Here is a 16,324-nt window from a genome sequence, read left to right as displayed (position 1 = left end):
GGTGCGCAAGCACGCGGTCGTGCCGCCGTTCCGCGCGCTCGACCCTGAGCTCGGGGTCGCGGAACGCTTGCTGCGCAAGGGAAACCCCGAGCTGTGCGGGATCGCCGCGCAGCTCCCCGACGAACACGCGGCCGCGCGCCGCCTCAACGCCGTGCTGGCGGCGGCCGGGGCGCGGCCGCGGCTCGTCGACACGGGTGTGGCCTGGCGGATCGTCTACGTGACAGCGCTGATGAGCGAGAGTGAGTTGGCGGCGGGGGCCGCGGGACTCGCGGAGCTCGTCACGGTCGGCGGCTGGCGGCGGGTGAAGCGCTGCGCGACCTGCGCCCGGCCGTTCTGCGACCGGACGTCGGGCTGCACCCGCAAGTGGTGCGCCGAGCACCGCCGGGCCTCGAGTGCGGTGGACTAGGCTCTTCCCCGCAGCAGCGACTGGCGCCATCGAGGTGGAGCACCACCGGGAAGCGACGACGAGGCCGGCACCGCGCGCCTGGGTGAAGGCCACTCCAGAGCCGGAGTACGCCATGACACACCAGCCGAAACTGAACGCACTCGCCGCCGCCGACCCCGCCATCGCCGGGCTCGTGGAGGACGAGGCGAAGCGCCAGCACGACAAGATCCGCCTGATCGCGTCGGAGAACTACGTCTCGCAGGCCGTGCTCGAGGCGACCGGCACCGTGCTCACCAACAAGTACTCCGAGGGGTACGCGGGCAAGCGCTACTACGAGGGTCAGCAGTTCATCGACCAGGTCGAGCGGCTGGCGATCGAGCGCGCGAAGGCCGTGTTCGGCGCCGACCACGCGAACGTCCAGCCGTACTCCGGGTCTCCGGCGAACCTGGCCGTGTACCTCGCGTTCGCGCAGCCGGGCGACACCGTGCTCGGCATGGCGCTGCCGGACGGCGGCCACCTCACGCACGGCTGGAGCGTGTCGGCGACCGGCAAGTGGTTCAACCCGGTCCGCTACGGCGTCGCCAAGGAAACGGGTCGCGTCGACCTCGACCAGGTGCGTGACCTCGCGCGCCAGCACCGGCCGAAGCTGATCTTCGCCGGCGGCACGGCGATCCCGCGCACGATCGACTTCCCGGCGTTCGCCGAGATCGCGCGCGAGGTGGACGCGGTCCTCGTCGCCGACATCGCGCACATCGCGGGCCTGGTCGCGGGCGGCGCGCACCCGTCGCCGGTCGGGCACGCGCAGGTGATCACGACGACGACGCACAAGACCCTCCGCGGTCCGCGCGGCGCGATGATCCTTTCGGATGCCGACCACGCGAAGGCCGTCGACAAGGCGGTCTTTCCGGGTCTGCAGGGCGGCCCGCACAACCACACGACGGCCGCGATCGCCGTCGCGCTGGGTGAGGCGCAGCAGCCTTCGTTCTCCGAATACGCGCACGCGATCGTCGCGAACGCCCGCGCGCTGGCCGACGCGCTGCTCGCCCGCGGCTACGACCTCGTGTCCGGCGGCACGGACAACCACCTGCTGCTGATCGACCTGACGAACAAGGCGGTCGCGGGCAAGCCGGCCGCGCAGGCCCTCGACCGCGCGGGTATCGAGCTGAACTACAACACGGTCCCGTTCGACCCGCGCAAGCCGTTCGACCCGTCGGGCATCCGCCTCGGCACGTCCGCGATCACGACGCGCGGCCTGCGGCCGGAGCACCAGGTCCAGGTGGCGGAGTGGATCGACCGCACGGTGACGGCGGCCGCGGCCGCCGACGAGTCTTCGCTGGACTCGATCGCCGCGGAGATCCGCGAGTTCCTGGCGCCGTTCCCGATCCCGGGCTACTCCGCCTGACCCTCGTTCGCCGAAGGCCACTTCCGCAGCTCGGAGGTGGCCTTCGGCGTGTCCGGCGCCAGGGAGACCGGGCTCACAGAAAAGTTGATTGCACCATGCAAGCTTCCGAGGAATACTTGGTCGAGGCAAGTAGTTGAGAGGTACAAGCAACTACGGCGAAGGCTTACCAAGGGAGACCACCATGAGCGACACCACCACGGCGGAAGGAGCAGCCGCTACGAACGGCAAACTGTCCCACCGCCAGATCCTGACCATCCTGTCCGGGCTGATGCTCGGCATGTTCCTCGCCGCGCTCGACCAGACCATCGTGTCGTCGTCGATGCGCACCATCGCCGATGAGCTCCACGGCCTGTCGCTGCAGGCCTGGGCCACCACGGCGTACCTGATCACCGCCACCCTTTCGACGCCGCTGTACGGCAAGCTGTCCGACCTCTACGGCCGCAAGCCCATGTACTTGACGGCGATCTCGCTGTTCCTGGTCGGTTCGCTGGCCAGCGGCATGGCGACGTCGATGTACGAGCTTGCCGCGTTCCGCGCGTTCCAAGGCCTCGGCGCCGGCGGCCTGATGTCCCTCGCGCTGGCGATCATCACCGACATCACCGCGCCGCGTGAGCGCAGCAAGTACCAGGGCTACTTCATGGCCGTCTTCGGTATCTCGAGCGTCGCCGGTCCGGTCGTCGGCGGGTTCTTCGCCGGCATCGACACCTTCGCGGGCATCACCGGCTGGCGCTGGGTCTTCCTGGTCAACGTCCCGATCGCGCTCGCCGCGCTGGTCGTCGTCACCAAGGTGCTGAACCTCCCGCACACCCGCGTCGACCAGAAGGTCGACTACTGGGGCGCCGTCGCGCTGGCCACCGGGCTGGTGCCGCTGCTGATCGTCGCCGAGCAGGGCCGTGAGTGGGGCTGGGGATCCGCCGCCTCGATCGCCATGTACGTCGTCGGCGGGCTGGGCGTGGCCGCGTTCGTCTGGATCGAACGCCGGATGGGCGACGCCGCCCTGCTGCCGCTGCGCCTGTTCAAGCGTCCCGTGTTCCGGATGGCCACGCTGGTCACCGTCGTGCAGGGCGCCGGGATGTTCGGCGCGATGATGTCGCTGCCGCTGTACCTGCAGATCGTCAAGGGCGCGACGCCGACCCAGGCCGGCCTGCAGATGCTCCCGCTGACGCTGGGCATCATGGTCGGCAGCCTGACCAGTGGCCGGCTGATCTCGAAGACCGGGCGCTACAAGATGTTCGCGGTGGCCGGGATCGGCCTGATGGCGGCGGCGCTGCTCGCGCTGTCGACGATCACCGTCGACACCTCGCTCAGCCTGGTCATGGTGATCGCCTTCGTGATCGGCCTCGGCCTCGGCGCCTCGATGCAGACGCTGGTGCTGGCGGCGACCAACGACGTCCGCCCGCAGGACATCGGCGTCGCCACCTCGGCGGCGACGTTCTTCCGGCAGATCGGCGGCACGGCGGGCACCGCGGTGTTCCTGTCGATCCTGTTCGGCACGGTCGGCGACCGGATCGCGAACGCCGTCCGCTCGGCGATGACCACGCCGGCCTACGTGTCGGCGCTGGCCCAGCACCCGGAGTTCGCGCAGCAGATGAAGAGCGGCCTGGACGTCAACGACACGTCGTTCCTGTCCACGCTCGACCCGACGCTGGCCCGGCCGATCCTGCAGGGCTTCGCCGAGTCGATGAGCACGGTGTTCCTGGTCGGCGGGATCGTGCTGACCGTCGGGTTCGCCCTGGTGTGGTTCCTCAAGGAGAAGCCGCTCTCGGACAAGTCGGCGATGGAGCAGCGCGCGGAGGCCGACGCGGACGCCGCCCCGGCCCTCGCCCTGGCGCACTGACCGCCTGAAAGTCATGAGGGGCACCTTCATGGACATAAAGTCCATGAAGGTGCCCCTCATGGCATTGGGGCCTCAGTGGGCGGCGCCGCCGTTGGCCGCTTCCTTGGCCAGCCGGTCGGTCTCGCGCTCGTACGACCGGGCGATCTCCGCCTCGGCCTCGGTGCGGCCGACCCAGGACGAGCCTTCGACGCTCTTGCCGGGCTCCAGGTCCTTGTAGACCTCGAAGAAGTGCTGGATCTCCAGGCGGTGGAACTCGTTCATGTGGTGGATGTCGCGCAGGTGCTCGAGGCGCGGGTCGTTCGACGGGACGGCGATGACCTTGTCGTCCGGGCCCTTCTCGTCGGTCATCCGGAACATGCCGATCGCGCGGCAGCGGATCAGGCAGCCCGGGAAGGTGGGCTCCTGCACGAGCACCATCACGTCCAGGGGGTCGCCGTCCTGGCCGAGGGTGTCGTCGATGAAGCCGTAGTCGGCCGGGTACTGGGTGGCCGTGAACAGGGTCCGGTCCAGCTTGATGCGACCGGTCTTGTGGTCGACCTCGTACTTGTTGCGCTCCCCTTTGGGGATTTCGATCGTGACGTCGAACTCCACGGCGTCCTCACTGCTTCTTTTTGACGGATCCGGCGTGCCCACGCGTCGCGGGCGGCAACCTTAATGACTGTCTTGACGTCTCCTAGTGTGGACTACGCCCTGTCTCGCGGTCGCATCGATGTCGGCCACGCGGCATGTGAGCTTGGCCCCTTCCGGGGCAGGTGAGAAGGAGTGGTGGGTGCCGGAAAACGACCAGCCGATGTGGCCTTCGTCGGACGAAGACCGCTCGTCGTCCGGCGCGCGGAAGACCACGCCGATGTCGCTGCCCGACTCGCCGGCGAGCGCTCCAGGGGAGTCCGGCGTGCCCAAGGTCACAGGCAGTGAGGCGCCGAAGGGATCGTGGTTCGCGCCGAACGTCGAGCCCGAGCCGATCCCGGGACTGAACGCGCCCGCCGCCGAGGAGCCGCCGCCCCCGCCGACCCCGGCCAAGCAGGACCTGGCCGACCGGCTCGGTTCGCGCAAGCCGGAACCGAAGCCGGCCGAGCCCGAGCCCGAGCCCGCCCCGGTCGCGGAGTCCACCCAGTACATCGAGGTGAAGCAGAAGCTCGAGGAACCGGCGGCGGAGAGCACCCAGTACATCGAGGCGAAGCCGCCCGAGGAGAAGCCCGCCGAGCCGCAGGCGGATGCCCAGAGCACCCAGCAGATGGCGCCGCAGCAGCAGCCCCAGAAGGCGCCGTGGGTGCCCGTGGAGCGCAACGTCTGGCCCGGTGAACAGCCGGATCGTCACGACGAGCCCCAGTCCGACAAGCCCGACGCGCAGCCGTGGCGGGAAGAGCTGCAGCTGTGGCGTGAGGAGCAGCAGCGCCGCGAAGAGCAGCTGAAGCGCTCGGAGCCGCAACGGCGCGAGGAGCCGCCGCAGCAGCCCTGGGCGCAGCGCCTCGACGTGCCGGACGACCGCCGTCCCGCGCTGCCGCCGGAGCCGCCGCGCGGGGTCGTCCCGCCGGCGTCGGCCGGGTCGCTGGCCCGGCCGATGCGGATCGAGCCGGACGGGCAGCGGTTCGACGCCGAGGCGACCGTCGGGATCGAGCGGCCCACCCAGTTCCCCGGGGCCTTCCAGCAGCAGCCGCAACCGCGGACCGAGCCGCCCGTGGAGCCGCCGGCCGAGCCGGCGCCCGCGACCGGCGCGGAGCCGCCGAAGAAGAAGCGCAAGGGCAAGATCATCGCGCTCGTCGCGGTCGTCCTGCTGCTGCTGGCCGGTGGCGGGGTCGCCGCCGCGATGCCGAAGGTGTCGAACCGCCTCGGCCTGCCGTGGGCGCCGAACGCGCCGAAGGGCGACAGCCCGGACCCGGCCGCCGCCACGCGCCAGCTGCAGGGACCGGACACCGCCGGGCAGGCGCCGACCGCGAACGGCGTCAAGTCCGTGCTGACCGGCCCGGCCGGCAACAGCGCGCTCGGCCAGCTCAACGGCAGCGTCGTCGACCCGGTCAGCGGCACCACGCTCTGGGACCACAGCGCGGCGACGGCGGTGACCCCCGCGTCGACGACGAAGGTGCTGACCACCGCGGCCGCGCTGCTCGCGCTGGACCCGAACACGCGGCTGTCGACGAAGATCGTCCAGGGCGCCGACCCGGGCACGGTGATCCTGGTCGGCGGCGGCGACGTCACCCTCACCGCGCTGCCGCTGGGCACCGAGTCGCCGCTGTACCCGGGCGCCGCGCACGTCGACGACCTCGTCGCGCAGGTCAAGAAGGCCAACCCGAATGTCAAGAAGGTGCAGGTCGACCTGAGCCTCTTCAAGGGCGCGACGACGGCGCCGGGCTGGGCCGCGGGCGACGCGCCCTCGACGTTCGCCACGCAGATCGGGTCGGTGATGGCCGACGCCGGGCGCCTGGACCCGAAGAACAACAACTCGATGCGCGTGGCCAACGCGGGCAGCGCGCTGGCGTCGACGATCGCGTCGAAGCTCAGTGCCTCGGGCGGCGGCCAGGCGGCCGCGCCGAAGGACGCGAAGGTCCTCGCCGAGGTCAAGTCGGCGCCGCTGACCGAGCTGGTCTCCGACACGATGGAGCTGTCCGACGACGTCCTCGCCGAGGCCCTCGCCCGGCAGGTGGCGCTGGCCACCGGCCAGGAGGCGACCTTCGCCGGCGGCGCCACGGCGACGATCAAGGTGCTCAAGGACCACGGCTTCGACGTCTCGGGCGTCAAGCTGTCCGACGGCAGCGGTATCTCGGGGGAGAACAAGATCCCGGCGAAGCTGCTGACCCAGCTCATGGCGGCCGCGGCGGCGCCGGAGGGCAAGAACCCGAACACGGCGAAGCTGCGCGCGATGCTGGCCGGCCTTCCGGTCGCCGGCGGGTCCGGCACCCTCGCGGACAAGCGGTTCGAGACGCCCGCGTCGCAGGCCGGCCGGGGATGGGTGCGGGCCAAGACGGGCACGCTCACCGGCGTCAACGCGCTCGCCGGCCTGGTCCTCGACCAGGACGGCCGGGTGCTGGTGTTCGCGTTCATGTCCAACGGCTCCGACCAGCAGCCGGGCCGCGACGCCATCGACGCGCTCGCGACGAGCCTGCGCAAGTGCGGGTGCTCGTAACGGTGCACTCCTCGGACACCGAACCGTACGAAGATCGTGGCCGGAAACCCGTCCGGGCCAGGTAGCGTCGGAAGGGTGAGTCAGGAAACCGAGACCCGGCCCATGGTCGACTGGGCGCTCGCCGCGCAGACCGGCGCGCTGCTCGTGCGCGGCGGCCCGCAGGTCCCGCGCGAAGAGGCCGAGGCGGCCGTCACCGACCTGCGTGAGCTGACCATGGAGGCCGAAGGGCACGTCCGGCAGCTGACGAACCTGGGTCTCGACCTGCCGCTGCTGCCCGGCGAGGTCGTCGACCGCCCCGGCTGGGTGCGCTCGGCCGCGGCCGGCCTCGACGCGCTCACCGGGCGGGCGCTGCCGCAGCAGGGCGGGCCGTTCGGGCCGATCCTGGCCGGTGGCGCCGGCGTGCACACCGGGCTGGTGCTCGCCTTCCTGGCCAGCCGCGTGCTCGGCCAGTACGACCCCTTCGGCGGCCCCGACCGGGAAGGCAGGCTGCTGCTGGTCGCGCCCAACGTCGTCGCCGCCGAGCGCGCGATGGACGTGCCCGGCCACGACTTCCGGCTCTGGGTCTGCCTGCACGAATGCACCCACCGGCTCCAGTTCACCGCCGTCACCTGGCTGCGCGACTACTTCGCCGACGAGGTCGAGCGGCTCGTCTCCGGGCTCGCCGGCGGCGGCAGCGACAGCCTGGCCGACCTGGTCGGCCGGCTGCCCGAGGCGATCAAGCAGGGGCCGAAGCTGAACCTCGCCGAGCTGCTCCAGTCGCCGAAGGAGCGCGCGGTCTTCGATCGGCTGCTGGCGCTTTCGACGCTCCTGGAGGGGCACGCCGACTTCGTGATGGACGCCGTCGGCCCGCAGGTCGTGCCGAGCGTCGACACGATCCGCGCGCGGTTCACCGCGCGGCGCAAGGGCGGCGGCGTCTTCGATCGGCTGCTGCGCGCGCTGCTCGGCGTCGACGCGAAGATCCGTCAGTACGAAGAAGGCGCGAAGTTCACGAAGCACGTCGTGGACGCCGTCGGCATGGAAGGGTTCAACGCCGTCTGGCGGTCGCCGAACACCCTGCCTTCGCGCGCCGAGATCGCCGACCCGGCCGCGTGGGTCCGGCGCCTGCACGGATGACCGGGCCGGCGGTCGCGGCCGTCCGCCGGGCGGTCCGCGCCTTCCTGGACGCCGTCGAAGTGCCGGCCGAACTCTGCGTCGCGGTCTCCGGCGGTGCCGACTCCCTCGCCCTCGCCGAAGCCACGGCGTACGCCGGGCACCACCGCGGCCGCCTCGTCCGCGCGCTGGTCGTCGACCACGGCCTGCAGGAGGGCTCGGCGAAGATCGCGCGCGACGCCGCCGCGGCCGCGAAGTCCCTCGGCGTCGACGAGGCCGAGGTGCGCCGCGTCGACGTCACCGGCTCCGGCGGCCCGGAAGCCGCCGCGCGCAAGGCCCGCTACGGCGCGCTGGCCGGCCACGACCTCGTCCTGCTCGGCCACACCCTCGACGACCAGGCCGAAACGGTCCTGCTCGGGCTCGGCCGCGGCTCGGGCCCCCGCAGCGTCGCCGGGATGCGGCCGCACGACCCGCCGTGGGGCCGCCCGCTGCTGGCGGTGTCGCGCGCGACCACCCTGGCCGCCTGCGCCGAGCTCGGCGTCGAGCCCTGGCACGACCCCCACAACGCCGAACCGCGCTTCACGCGGGTCCGGTTGCGGACCGAAGTCCTGCCCTTGCTCGAAGACGTCCTCAACGGCGGGGTCGCCGCCGCACTCGCCCGCACGGCCGCGCAGCTGCGTGAGGACAGTGAGGCGCTGGACACAATGGCGGACATGATCTTCACCCGCGCGGGCGGCTCCGAAGGGCTGGATGTCGGCGTCCTCACGGCCGAGCCCGCGGCGATCCGCCGGCGGGTTATCCGCAGGTGGCTGCTGCAATCGGGTGTGCGCGAGCTCACCGACGCGCACCTGCGGGCGGTCGACGCCCTCGTCGCCCGGTGGCGTGGTCAGGGCGGTGTCTGGTTGCCGGGCAACTTGGAAGCCCGGCGGTGCCGTGGCAGGCTCTGCGTCATCTCCCAACCCACCACCCGAGGGGAATGACCCGTGTACGAGGGCGAAATCGCCTCCGTGCTCGTCACCGAGCAGCAGATCAAGGACAAGATCACGGAGCTGTCGGCGCAGATCGCCGCCGACTATCCCCCCAACGGGCAGGGTGAACTCCTGCTGGTGGGTGTCCTGAAGGGCGCGGTCATGTTCATGACCGACTTCGCCCGCGCGCTGCCGCTGCCGACGCAGCTGGAATTCATGGCCGTCTCCTCGTACGGCTCCTCGACGTCGTCGTCCGGCGTCGTGCGGATCCTCAAGGACCTCGACCGCGACATCGCGGGCCGGGACGTGCTGATCGTCGAGGACATCGTCGACTCCGGCCTGACGCTTTCGTGGCTGCTGAAGAACCTCGCCAGCCGCAACCCCGCGTCACTCGAGGTCGTCTCGCTGCTGCGCAAGCCGGAGGCGGTCAAGGTGGACGTCCCGGTGAAGTACATCGGCTTCGACATCCCCAACGAGTTCGTCGTGGGCTACGGCCTGGACTACGCCGAGCGGTACCGGGACCTGCCCTACATCGGGACGCTGGACCCGAAGGTCTACACCGCGTAGCGCACCGGCGGAGTTCACCGACCGTTCACCGCAACGACCGGATTCGCGGAACCCCGGCAGCGCGGATTGCGTCATACGCTCTGATCACGTGCGTTAACCTATGCGAAGACCATTCGTGCCCGCGGTGACCGGGTCGGGGGAACGGGAGAGAGCTCAGATGGCCAACAGCAGCGCTGCCGACGCGAACGCCTTCAAGGCCGCGGCCGCGGCGGGTCAGGTCGGAATCGACCCCGACGCCGCGCAGACCGTGCTGAACAAGATCCGGACCGGCAAGGACGCGGTCGAGGCCCTGCTCAGCGGAGCGGGCACCCTCGCGCAGCCGCCGAAGCTCGGGGACAACCCGGTCGGCAACGCGATCGCCGCGAAGTTCGTCCAGCGCGCCGACGGCGGGAACGACTCCTACGCCTCCGCGCTGCAGAACCTGCTCGACCAGTACAGCGCCGCCGAGGAGGGCATCGTCACGGCGATGGCCCGCTACCACGAGATCGACCAGGCCGCGGCCGACCCGTTCCGCAACGCCTGAGCCCAGAGGGGGACTCGAAGTCATGGCTCCGAACCACAGCGACCAGCCGGCGACGACTGACCCGGGCTCGCTCGTCCCGCTCGGCGACAACGCGTCGTCGCAGAACATCGTCGACAGCGCCCGCGGCCGTTCCGACGGCTTCGACATGGGCAGCGACCGTGCGATCGCGAACCCGCCGAACTGGAACGCGCAGGACAGCCAGCAGCTCTACGACGGCGCGGTCAACAACAACGACCCCGGCACGGCCACGTCGACCGGGCAGGTCTGGTCGCACCACGGCAACGAGCTGAAGCAGGCGTCCGACCACCTGTACAACGCGATCTCCGAGCTGGGCAACGTGTGGGTCGGCCGGGGTGCCGCGGGCGCGCAGGGCGCGCTGGTGGCCATCGCCAACTCGGGCTCGCAGGCCTCCGAGGCCGCGCACACGATGTCCGACCGGCTCGCCCGGCAGGCCACGGCCGCCGAGCAGGTCAAGAAGATGCCGAAGCCCCAGAACTACGACCCCAAGCAGGCCATGGCGGCCGCGCTGGCCGGCGGTCCGGCGGCGCTGATCGCCGACCAGAAGGCGCAGGCGGACGCGGCCAACGACGTCAAGGCGCAGCAGGTCGCGTTCTTCAACACCTACACCCAGGCGATGAGCGAGGTCGACGGCTCGACCCCGAGCTTCGGCCCGGAGTCGCTCGGCATGAAGCCGACGGGTTCGCACAACTCCATCTCGTTCGGCGGGATCAGCAGCGTCGGCAGCGCCGGCCCGGTCCACGGCCTGTCGGGCGCGGGCGGCGCGGTGTTCGCTTCGAGCGGCTCGGGCTTCGGCGGCGACGGCGGCGCGTTCGACGCGCAGCAGGCGGGGGTCGTCGGCCCGAACGGCGTCCACGGTGCCGGTGTCGGTGCCGGCGGCTTCGGCCAGGACGCGGCGGCCCTCGGCCACGACGGTTCCACCGGGTCCGTCGCGGGCACGGGGACGAGCACCGGCGCGGGCCACGTGGCTTCGGGCGCCGGGCAGCCGGGCGGCAGCAACCCGCTGGGCAAGATCGGCATGGGCCTCGGCCTCGGCGGTGCCGCCGGCGGCCTCGGCGCGCTGGCTTCCCGCGCGCTGGGCAAGGGCAACCGGTCCGGCGCGAAGGCCGAGAACGAGACGACGCTCGCTTCGGCCGAAGGCCAGGGGCAGAGCGCCGCGTCGGCCCAGGCGCCGCAGCAGGGCCTGGTCTCGTCCGCGGGCACCATCGGCGGGCAGCAGACCCCGCCGCCGATGAACCCCGGCGGCATGGGCGGCATGGCCCCGCACGGCGCTCAGGGCGAGCAGGACGAGGAGCACACGCACGCGTCGTTCCTCATCGAGGCGGACCCGGACGCGGCCTTCGGCGCGAACCAGGCGACCCCGCCGCCGGTCATCGGCGCGTGGTCCGAGGACGACGAAGACCGCTGATCCTTTCGGCCGGGCACGCTGACGGCGTGCCCGGCCGGTTTCTCTTGGGGGTGGCTCGATGCCGAACGCTGAGCTGCTCACCCCGGTCGAGGTGGACTTCCTGTGGGAGTCCGCCGGGCTGGGCGAGCTGCCGTACCCGCTGCGCATCCGTTCGCACGGCGATACCGTGGACGAGCGGTCGATCCTGCGCCGGCGCACGCTGGAAGGACTGACCGCGCGCGGGCTGGCCGACGGCCGCGGCCGGCCGGAACCGCACGTCGAGGACTACTTCGGCGTGCTGGCGCAGGCCGAGCTGAGCCTGGACGCGGTCCAGCTGATCGCCCCGGACGCCGAACCGCTGCTGGCGATCGCCGGCGTGCTGGGCACCCAGGGGCTGCTGGCGGTGCAGGACACGCGTGGCCTCCACCTGCAGCCGTGCCCGGTGGACGGGCTGGCGAGCGCGATCGTCTCGCTGCTCCCGGGCGCCCCGCGCGGCACGGAGAAGTCGGTGACGGTCCCGCTGGAGCAGCTGGTCGGCGCGCACGGCGTCGACTTCCTGTCCCGCCGCGGCAACGGCGACGAGCGCGCTTCGGCCGACGAGGACCGCAAGGCGCTGGCGAAGCTGCACGCCCAGCCGCGGCTGCGTGGTGGCCAGATCGCGGCCAACGCGCGTTCGCGCATGGGCGGCCGCACCCGGACACCGGTCCTGAGCTGGTTCGACACGGAGACGGGCCGCTACTTCACCCAGGCAACCCGCGGCCGCGACGGCCGCGACTGGATCACGATCGCCCCGGCCGACGCGGCGACGCTGCGCCACCGGCTCGGCGAGATGCTCGCGGGAGCGGCGACGACCAGCACGGTCTGACACCTCGTCGCCGAAAAGCCATGAGGGGCACCTTCATGGCTCTTATGTCCATGAGGGTGCCCCTCATGGCTCCGGCAAGTCGGTTCCGGGCCGGGAGACTTTGCCGGGACCTGGGGGTGCCCCTCAGAGCATCGCCATCCCGGCCTCACCGCCCCGCCTCAGCCACTCTCTGCCAAAATCGGGCTCCGGTTTCTCCGAGCGTGCCCGGCCGATGATCACTTCTTGTCGGTGGTGCGGGCTACGCTGAGCAAGAGTCCGATCCGGGAGAGTAGTGATGCAAGAGTTCTTCTCGCCGCTGGCGTTCGACTTCCTCTGGGAGTCGGCGCAGGTCGGCGAGCTGCCGTACCCCTTGCTGGTCAGATCGCACGGCGCGACCGAAGACGAGCGCGTTTCGCTGCGCCACCGCGTCGACGCCGAGCTCAAGGCGCGCGGCATCCGCGAACCGCGCGGCAGGCTCGCACCGCCGATCGAGGACGCGCTGCAGCTGCTGGCCTTCGCCCCGCTGACCATCGACGCCCTGCACATCCCGCAGTTCGAGGCGCCCACCGTCGGCATCCTCGCGGCGGCCGACGACACCAAGGGCGTCCTCGCGGTCCAGGACGCCGACGGCATCTGGCTGCGGGACGTCCCCCCGGACGGCCTGGCCTCCGCCGTCGTCGGGGTGCTGCCGGCCGGGCCGCGCGGCAGCGAGGCGTCGGTCACACTCCCGCTGGACGACGCCCTGCGGACCGCGCCGATCCGGGTGCCCGTGTCCCTGCCGTCGAACCCGGGTGAGGAGCGGGGGAAGGCGCGCCGGACGCCGCTGAGCGAGCGCATCACGGCCGACCCGCGGGAGGCCTACGGCCGCATCTCGGGGCAGCCGCGGCAGCGGGGCGGTCAGCTGGCAGCGAACAGCCGTTCGCAGGTCGGGGCCAAGCAGCGGTCCCGGGTGCTGGCCTGGTTCGACACCGCCACCGGGCGCTACCTCAGCCTCTCCCGCGCAGGTACGGACGGTCGTGAGTGGGTCACGGTCGCCCCCGCCGACCCGGCCACGCTGCGGACCCGGCTGGGCGAGATGGTGAACAGTGTGTCCGACGGCACGCGATAGCGTGACCACCATGGACGCCGTGCGGGAACCCGGGCGCGGTATCGCCCGTTGACCTGCGAGAGGCTCACAGGGGATGAACGCGGCAGCGGACGGTACCCTGATGGGACGGGTGTCCAGGCACCACGGGTTGTCAAGATCGTGATGGCGGGTATCACAGGAGCCGCCCAACCAGGGAGGGTCGAGGCCACCAGGGCCGAGTCGTATGAACCGGAAGAGCGTGCTCAGGAACCCACTGCTGTGGATCGTCGCGGGGTTGCTGGCGTTGTTCGCGTACAACACGATCTTCGACAGTGATCGTGGGTACACCCAGGCACCCATCTCGGTGGCGAACTCCCAGATCTCCTCGAACAACGTCAAGGAAGCCAGCCTCGAGGACAAGGAACAGCAGCTCAAACTGCTGCTGGCCAAGCCCATCGACGTGGACGGCCAGCAGGTCACCCAGATCATTTCGCAGTATCCGGCGGATGCCACCCGCCCGATCTACGACTCGCTGACCGCGGCCAAGACCGGCGGGCAGCCGATCAAGTTCACCACCAAGGTGACCCAGCAAGGCGTGCTGACGCAGATCCTCATCTTCGCCATCCCGCTCGCCCTCGTGCTGGGCCTGCTGATGTGGATGATGAACAACGCGCAGGGCGGCGGCAACCGCGTCCTCAACTTCGGCAAGTCCAAGGCCAAGCAGCTGAACAAGGACATGCCCAAGACGACCTTCGGGGACGTCGCGGGTGCCGACGAGGCCGTCGAAGAGCTTTACGAGATCAAGGACTTCCTGCAGAACCCGGCGCGCTACCAGGCACTCGGGGCGAAGATCCCGAAGGGCGTCCTGCTCTACGGGCCGCCCGGTACCGGTAAGACGCTGCTCGCGCGAGCCGTCGCCGGCGAGGCGGGCGTGCCGTTCTACACGATCTCCGGCTCGGACTTCGTCGAGATGTTCGTCGGTGTCGGTGCGTCCCGTGTGCGTGACCTGTTCGAACAGGCCAAGCAGAACGCGCCCTGCATCATCTTCGTGGACGAGATCGACGCGGTCGGCCGCCAGCGCGGCGCCGGCCTCGGCGGCGGCCACGACGAGCGCGAGCAGACGCTGAACCAGCTGCTCGTCGAGATGGACGGCTTCGACGCCCGCGGCGGCATCATCCTGATCGCGGCCACCAACCGGCCGGACATCCTGGACCCGGCGCTGCTGCGCCCCGGCCGGTTCGACCGGCAGATCCCGGTGTCGGCGCCCGACATGCGCGGTCGTCGCGCGATCCTCGAGGTGCACGCCAAGGGCAAGCCGATCGCGCAGGGCACCGACCTGGGCAGCCTGGCGAAGCGGACCGTCGGCATGTCCGGCGCCGACCTGGCGAACGTGCTGAACGAGGCCGCACTGCTCACCGCCCGCAAGAACGGGCACGTGATCAGTGACGTCGAGCTCGAGGAGTCCGTCGACCGCGTCGTCGGCGGCCCCGCCCGCAAGAGCCGGATCATCTCCGAGAAGGAGAAGAAGATCACGGCCTACCACGAGGGCGGGCACGCGCTCGCCGCGTGGGCGATGCCGGACATCGAGCCGGTCTACAAGCTGACGATCCTGCCGCGCGGCCGGACGGGCGGGCACGCGCTGCTCGTCCCGGAGGACGACAAGGACCTGATGACCCGCTCCGAGATGATCGGGCGGCTGGTCTTCGCGATGGGTGGCCGCACGGCGGAGGAGCTCGTCTTCCACGAGCCCACCACCGGCGCGTCCTCGGACATCGAGCAGGCGACGAAGATCGCCCGCGCGATGGTCACCGAGTACGGCATGAGCGCCCGGCTCGGCGCGGTCAAGTACGGCCAGGAGCAGGGCGACCCGTTCCTGGGCCGCTCGGCCGGCCGGCAGGCGGACTACTCGCTCGAGGTGGCGCACGAGATCGACGAGGAGGTGCGCAAGCTCATCGAGACGGCGCACACCGAGGCGTGGCACGTGCTCAACACCTACCGCGACGTGCTCGACGAGCTGGTCATCGAGCTCCTGGAGAAGGAGACGCTGACCCGCAAGGACCTGGAGCGGATCTTCGCGACGGTCGAGAAGCGCCCGCACATCACCGTGTTCAACGAGTTCGGTGAGCGGACGCCGTCGGACAAGCCGCCGATCAAGACCCCGGGCGAGCTGGCGATGGAGCGCGGCGAGCCGTGGCCCCCGCCGGAGAAGGAGAAGCCGGTCCTGAAGCCGGAGCCGACCCCGGTCGGCACCGCCCAGGGCGCGGGCGACCTCCCGGGCGGCCCGCCGTACCCGGCACCGGCCGACCCGAACGCCAACCCGTACGCCCCACCGCAGCCGGGCGCCTACCCGAACGGCGGCCGTCCCTACGGCGGCTCGAACGGTGGCCCCAACGGCACGGCGCACTGGCCGCAGAACCACGGCAACCAGCAGGCCGGCGGGTACCCGGGTGGCCCGGTGGGCCAGAGCGGCCCGCCGAACTACGGTGCCCCTCCGGGCTGGACGCCCGCGACTTCGCCGGGCGGTCAGCCGGGCCAGTCGTGGCGGCCCGGTGGTGAAGAACGCGCTCGCGAGCACGGCTGGTTCGCCGACCAGGCGGGCAACCAGCAGCAGAGCGAGGGGGAGCGTCGTGACGCGGATGGACCAGACAAGTCCCAGTGACGCCGACCGCCCGGTCTTCGACCAGGACCGGGCGGAGAAGGCGATCCGCGAGCTCCTCTTGGCATGCGGCGAAGACCCGGAGCGGGACGGTCTCAAGGAGACCCCCGCCCGGGTGGCCCGCGCCTACCACGAGATGTTCGCCGGGCTGTACACCGAGCCGGACTCGGTGCTGGACCGCACTTTCGACGAGTCCCACGAAGAACTGGTGCTGGTCACGGACATCCCGATGTTCAGCCAGTGTGTGCCGAGCAGGCAGACGGTGAACGCCGTCGGCGGCCGCAAGCGCGCGATGGACGTCGAGGTCGGCGACAAACTGTGGACGCTCGTCGGCGGCAACGTCGAGGAGACCGAGGTCACCGAGGTCAGCTCGCACCAGGTTCGCGAGCTGGTCGAGGTGAAGACCTCGGTGGGCAAGTTCCAGGTCACCCCGGACCATCCGTTGGCGACTCCCGAGGGCT

13 protein-coding genes and 1 pseudogene are annotated in these 16,324 nt (G+C 71.3%); 13 read left to right on the top strand and 1 reads right to left on the bottom strand.

Annotated elements, in window-relative coordinates; translation table 11 throughout:
• Position 1: 1 nt before the first annotated feature.
• The 3 genes from QQ657_RS27090 (at position 2) to QQ657_RS27080 (ending at position 3,624) form a co-directional block, all read left to right on the top strand.
• Positions 2 to 406, top strand: coding sequence for a hypothetical protein (locus QQ657_RS27090; RefSeq protein ID WP_284745071.1), 405 nt, complete (start codon positions 2 to 4; stop codon positions 404 to 406).
• A gap of 112 nt (positions 407 to 518) precedes the next feature.
• Complete coding sequence (glyA, locus tag QQ657_RS27085; protein ID WP_284745070.1) at positions 519 to 1,787, top strand: serine hydroxymethyltransferase; 1,269 nt, start codon at positions 519 to 521, stop codon at positions 1,785 to 1,787.
• 181 nt (positions 1,788 to 1,968) lie between these two features.
• Positions 1,969 to 3,624, top strand: a complete 1,656-nt coding sequence (locus QQ657_RS27080; protein WP_284745069.1) for an MDR family MFS transporter — start codon at positions 1,969 to 1,971, stop codon at positions 3,622 to 3,624.
• A 72-nt stretch (positions 3,625 to 3,696) separates the two neighbouring features.
• Here the strand turns inward: QQ657_RS27080 and QQ657_RS27075 are convergent, their stop codons facing one another.
• Positions 3,697 to 4,215: an inorganic diphosphatase gene (locus QQ657_RS27075; RefSeq protein WP_284745068.1), complete on the bottom strand. Its 519-nt coding sequence runs from the start codon at positions 4,213 to 4,215 to the stop codon at positions 3,697 to 3,699.
• A 178-nt stretch (positions 4,216 to 4,393) separates the two neighbouring features.
• Here QQ657_RS27075 and dacB point away from each other — a divergent pair, with 178 nt between their 5' ends.
• The 10 genes and pseudogenes from dacB to QQ657_RS27025 all read left to right on the top strand — a co-directional run.
• Positions 4,394 to 6,745 carry a D-alanyl-D-alanine carboxypeptidase/D-alanyl-D-alanine endopeptidase gene (gene dacB, locus QQ657_RS27070; RefSeq protein WP_284745067.1) on the top strand — a complete coding sequence of 784 codons (2,352 nt, stop codon included), beginning with the start codon at positions 4,394 to 4,396 and terminating at the stop codon, positions 6,743 to 6,745.
• Between the two features lie 102 nt (positions 6,746 to 6,847).
• Positions 6,848 to 7,858 carry a zinc-dependent metalloprotease gene (locus tag QQ657_RS27065; protein ID WP_284745185.1) on the top strand — a complete coding sequence of 337 codons (1,011 nt, stop codon included), beginning with the start codon at positions 6,848 to 6,850 and terminating at the stop codon, positions 7,856 to 7,858.
• On the top strand, positions 7,855 to 8,814 hold the full coding sequence (tilS, locus tag QQ657_RS27060; protein ID WP_284745066.1) for a tRNA lysidine(34) synthetase TilS: 960 nt from the start codon (positions 7,855 to 7,857) through the stop codon (positions 8,812 to 8,814). The genes QQ657_RS27065 and tilS overlap by 4 nt, the downstream gene beginning before the upstream one ends.
• Before the next feature lie 3 nt (positions 8,815 to 8,817).
• Entirely contained in the window at positions 8,818 to 9,369 is a 552-nt protein-coding gene (gene hpt, locus QQ657_RS27055) for a hypoxanthine phosphoribosyltransferase (RefSeq protein WP_284745065.1), read from the top strand.
• A 157-nt stretch (positions 9,370 to 9,526) separates the two neighbouring features.
• Positions 9,527 to 9,892, top strand: a complete 366-nt coding sequence (locus QQ657_RS27050; RefSeq protein ID WP_284745064.1) for a hypothetical protein — start codon at positions 9,527 to 9,529, stop codon at positions 9,890 to 9,892.
• Positions 9,893 to 9,914: 22 nt separating this feature from the next.
• Positions 9,915 to 11,318: a hypothetical protein gene (locus QQ657_RS27045; RefSeq protein WP_284745063.1), complete on the top strand. Its 1,404-nt coding sequence runs from the start codon at positions 9,915 to 9,917 to the stop codon at positions 11,316 to 11,318.
• 58 nt (positions 11,319 to 11,376) lie between these two features.
• Entirely contained in the window at positions 11,377 to 12,162 is a 786-nt protein-coding gene (locus QQ657_RS27040; RefSeq protein ID WP_284745062.1) for an ESX secretion-associated protein EspG, read from the top strand.
• Between the two features lie 271 nt (positions 12,163 to 12,433).
• Positions 12,434 to 13,249, top strand: coding sequence for an ESX secretion-associated protein EspG (locus QQ657_RS27035; protein WP_284745061.1), 816 nt, complete (start codon positions 12,434 to 12,436; stop codon positions 13,247 to 13,249).
• A gap of 202 nt (positions 13,250 to 13,451) precedes the next feature.
• Positions 13,452 to 15,866, top strand: coding sequence for an ATP-dependent zinc metalloprotease FtsH (gene ftsH / locus QQ657_RS27030; RefSeq protein ID WP_284745060.1), 2,415 nt, complete (start codon positions 13,452 to 13,454; stop codon positions 15,864 to 15,866).
• Positions 15,844 to 16,107: pseudogene (locus QQ657_RS27025) on the top strand (GTP cyclohydrolase I); the annotation flags it as partial. The gene ftsH and the pseudogene QQ657_RS27025, both read left to right, overlap by 23 nt.
• Between the last annotated feature and the right edge of the window lie 217 nt (positions 16,108 to 16,324).

Source organism: Amycolatopsis ponsaeliensis (assembly GCF_030182635.1).
In the GTDB taxonomy this organism is placed as follows: domain Bacteria; phylum Actinomycetota; class Actinomycetes; order Mycobacteriales; family Pseudonocardiaceae; genus Amycolatopsis; species Amycolatopsis ponsaeliensis.
Note: the sequence above shows the minus strand (reverse complement) of the source record. Positions and strands in the feature narration are given on the sequence as shown.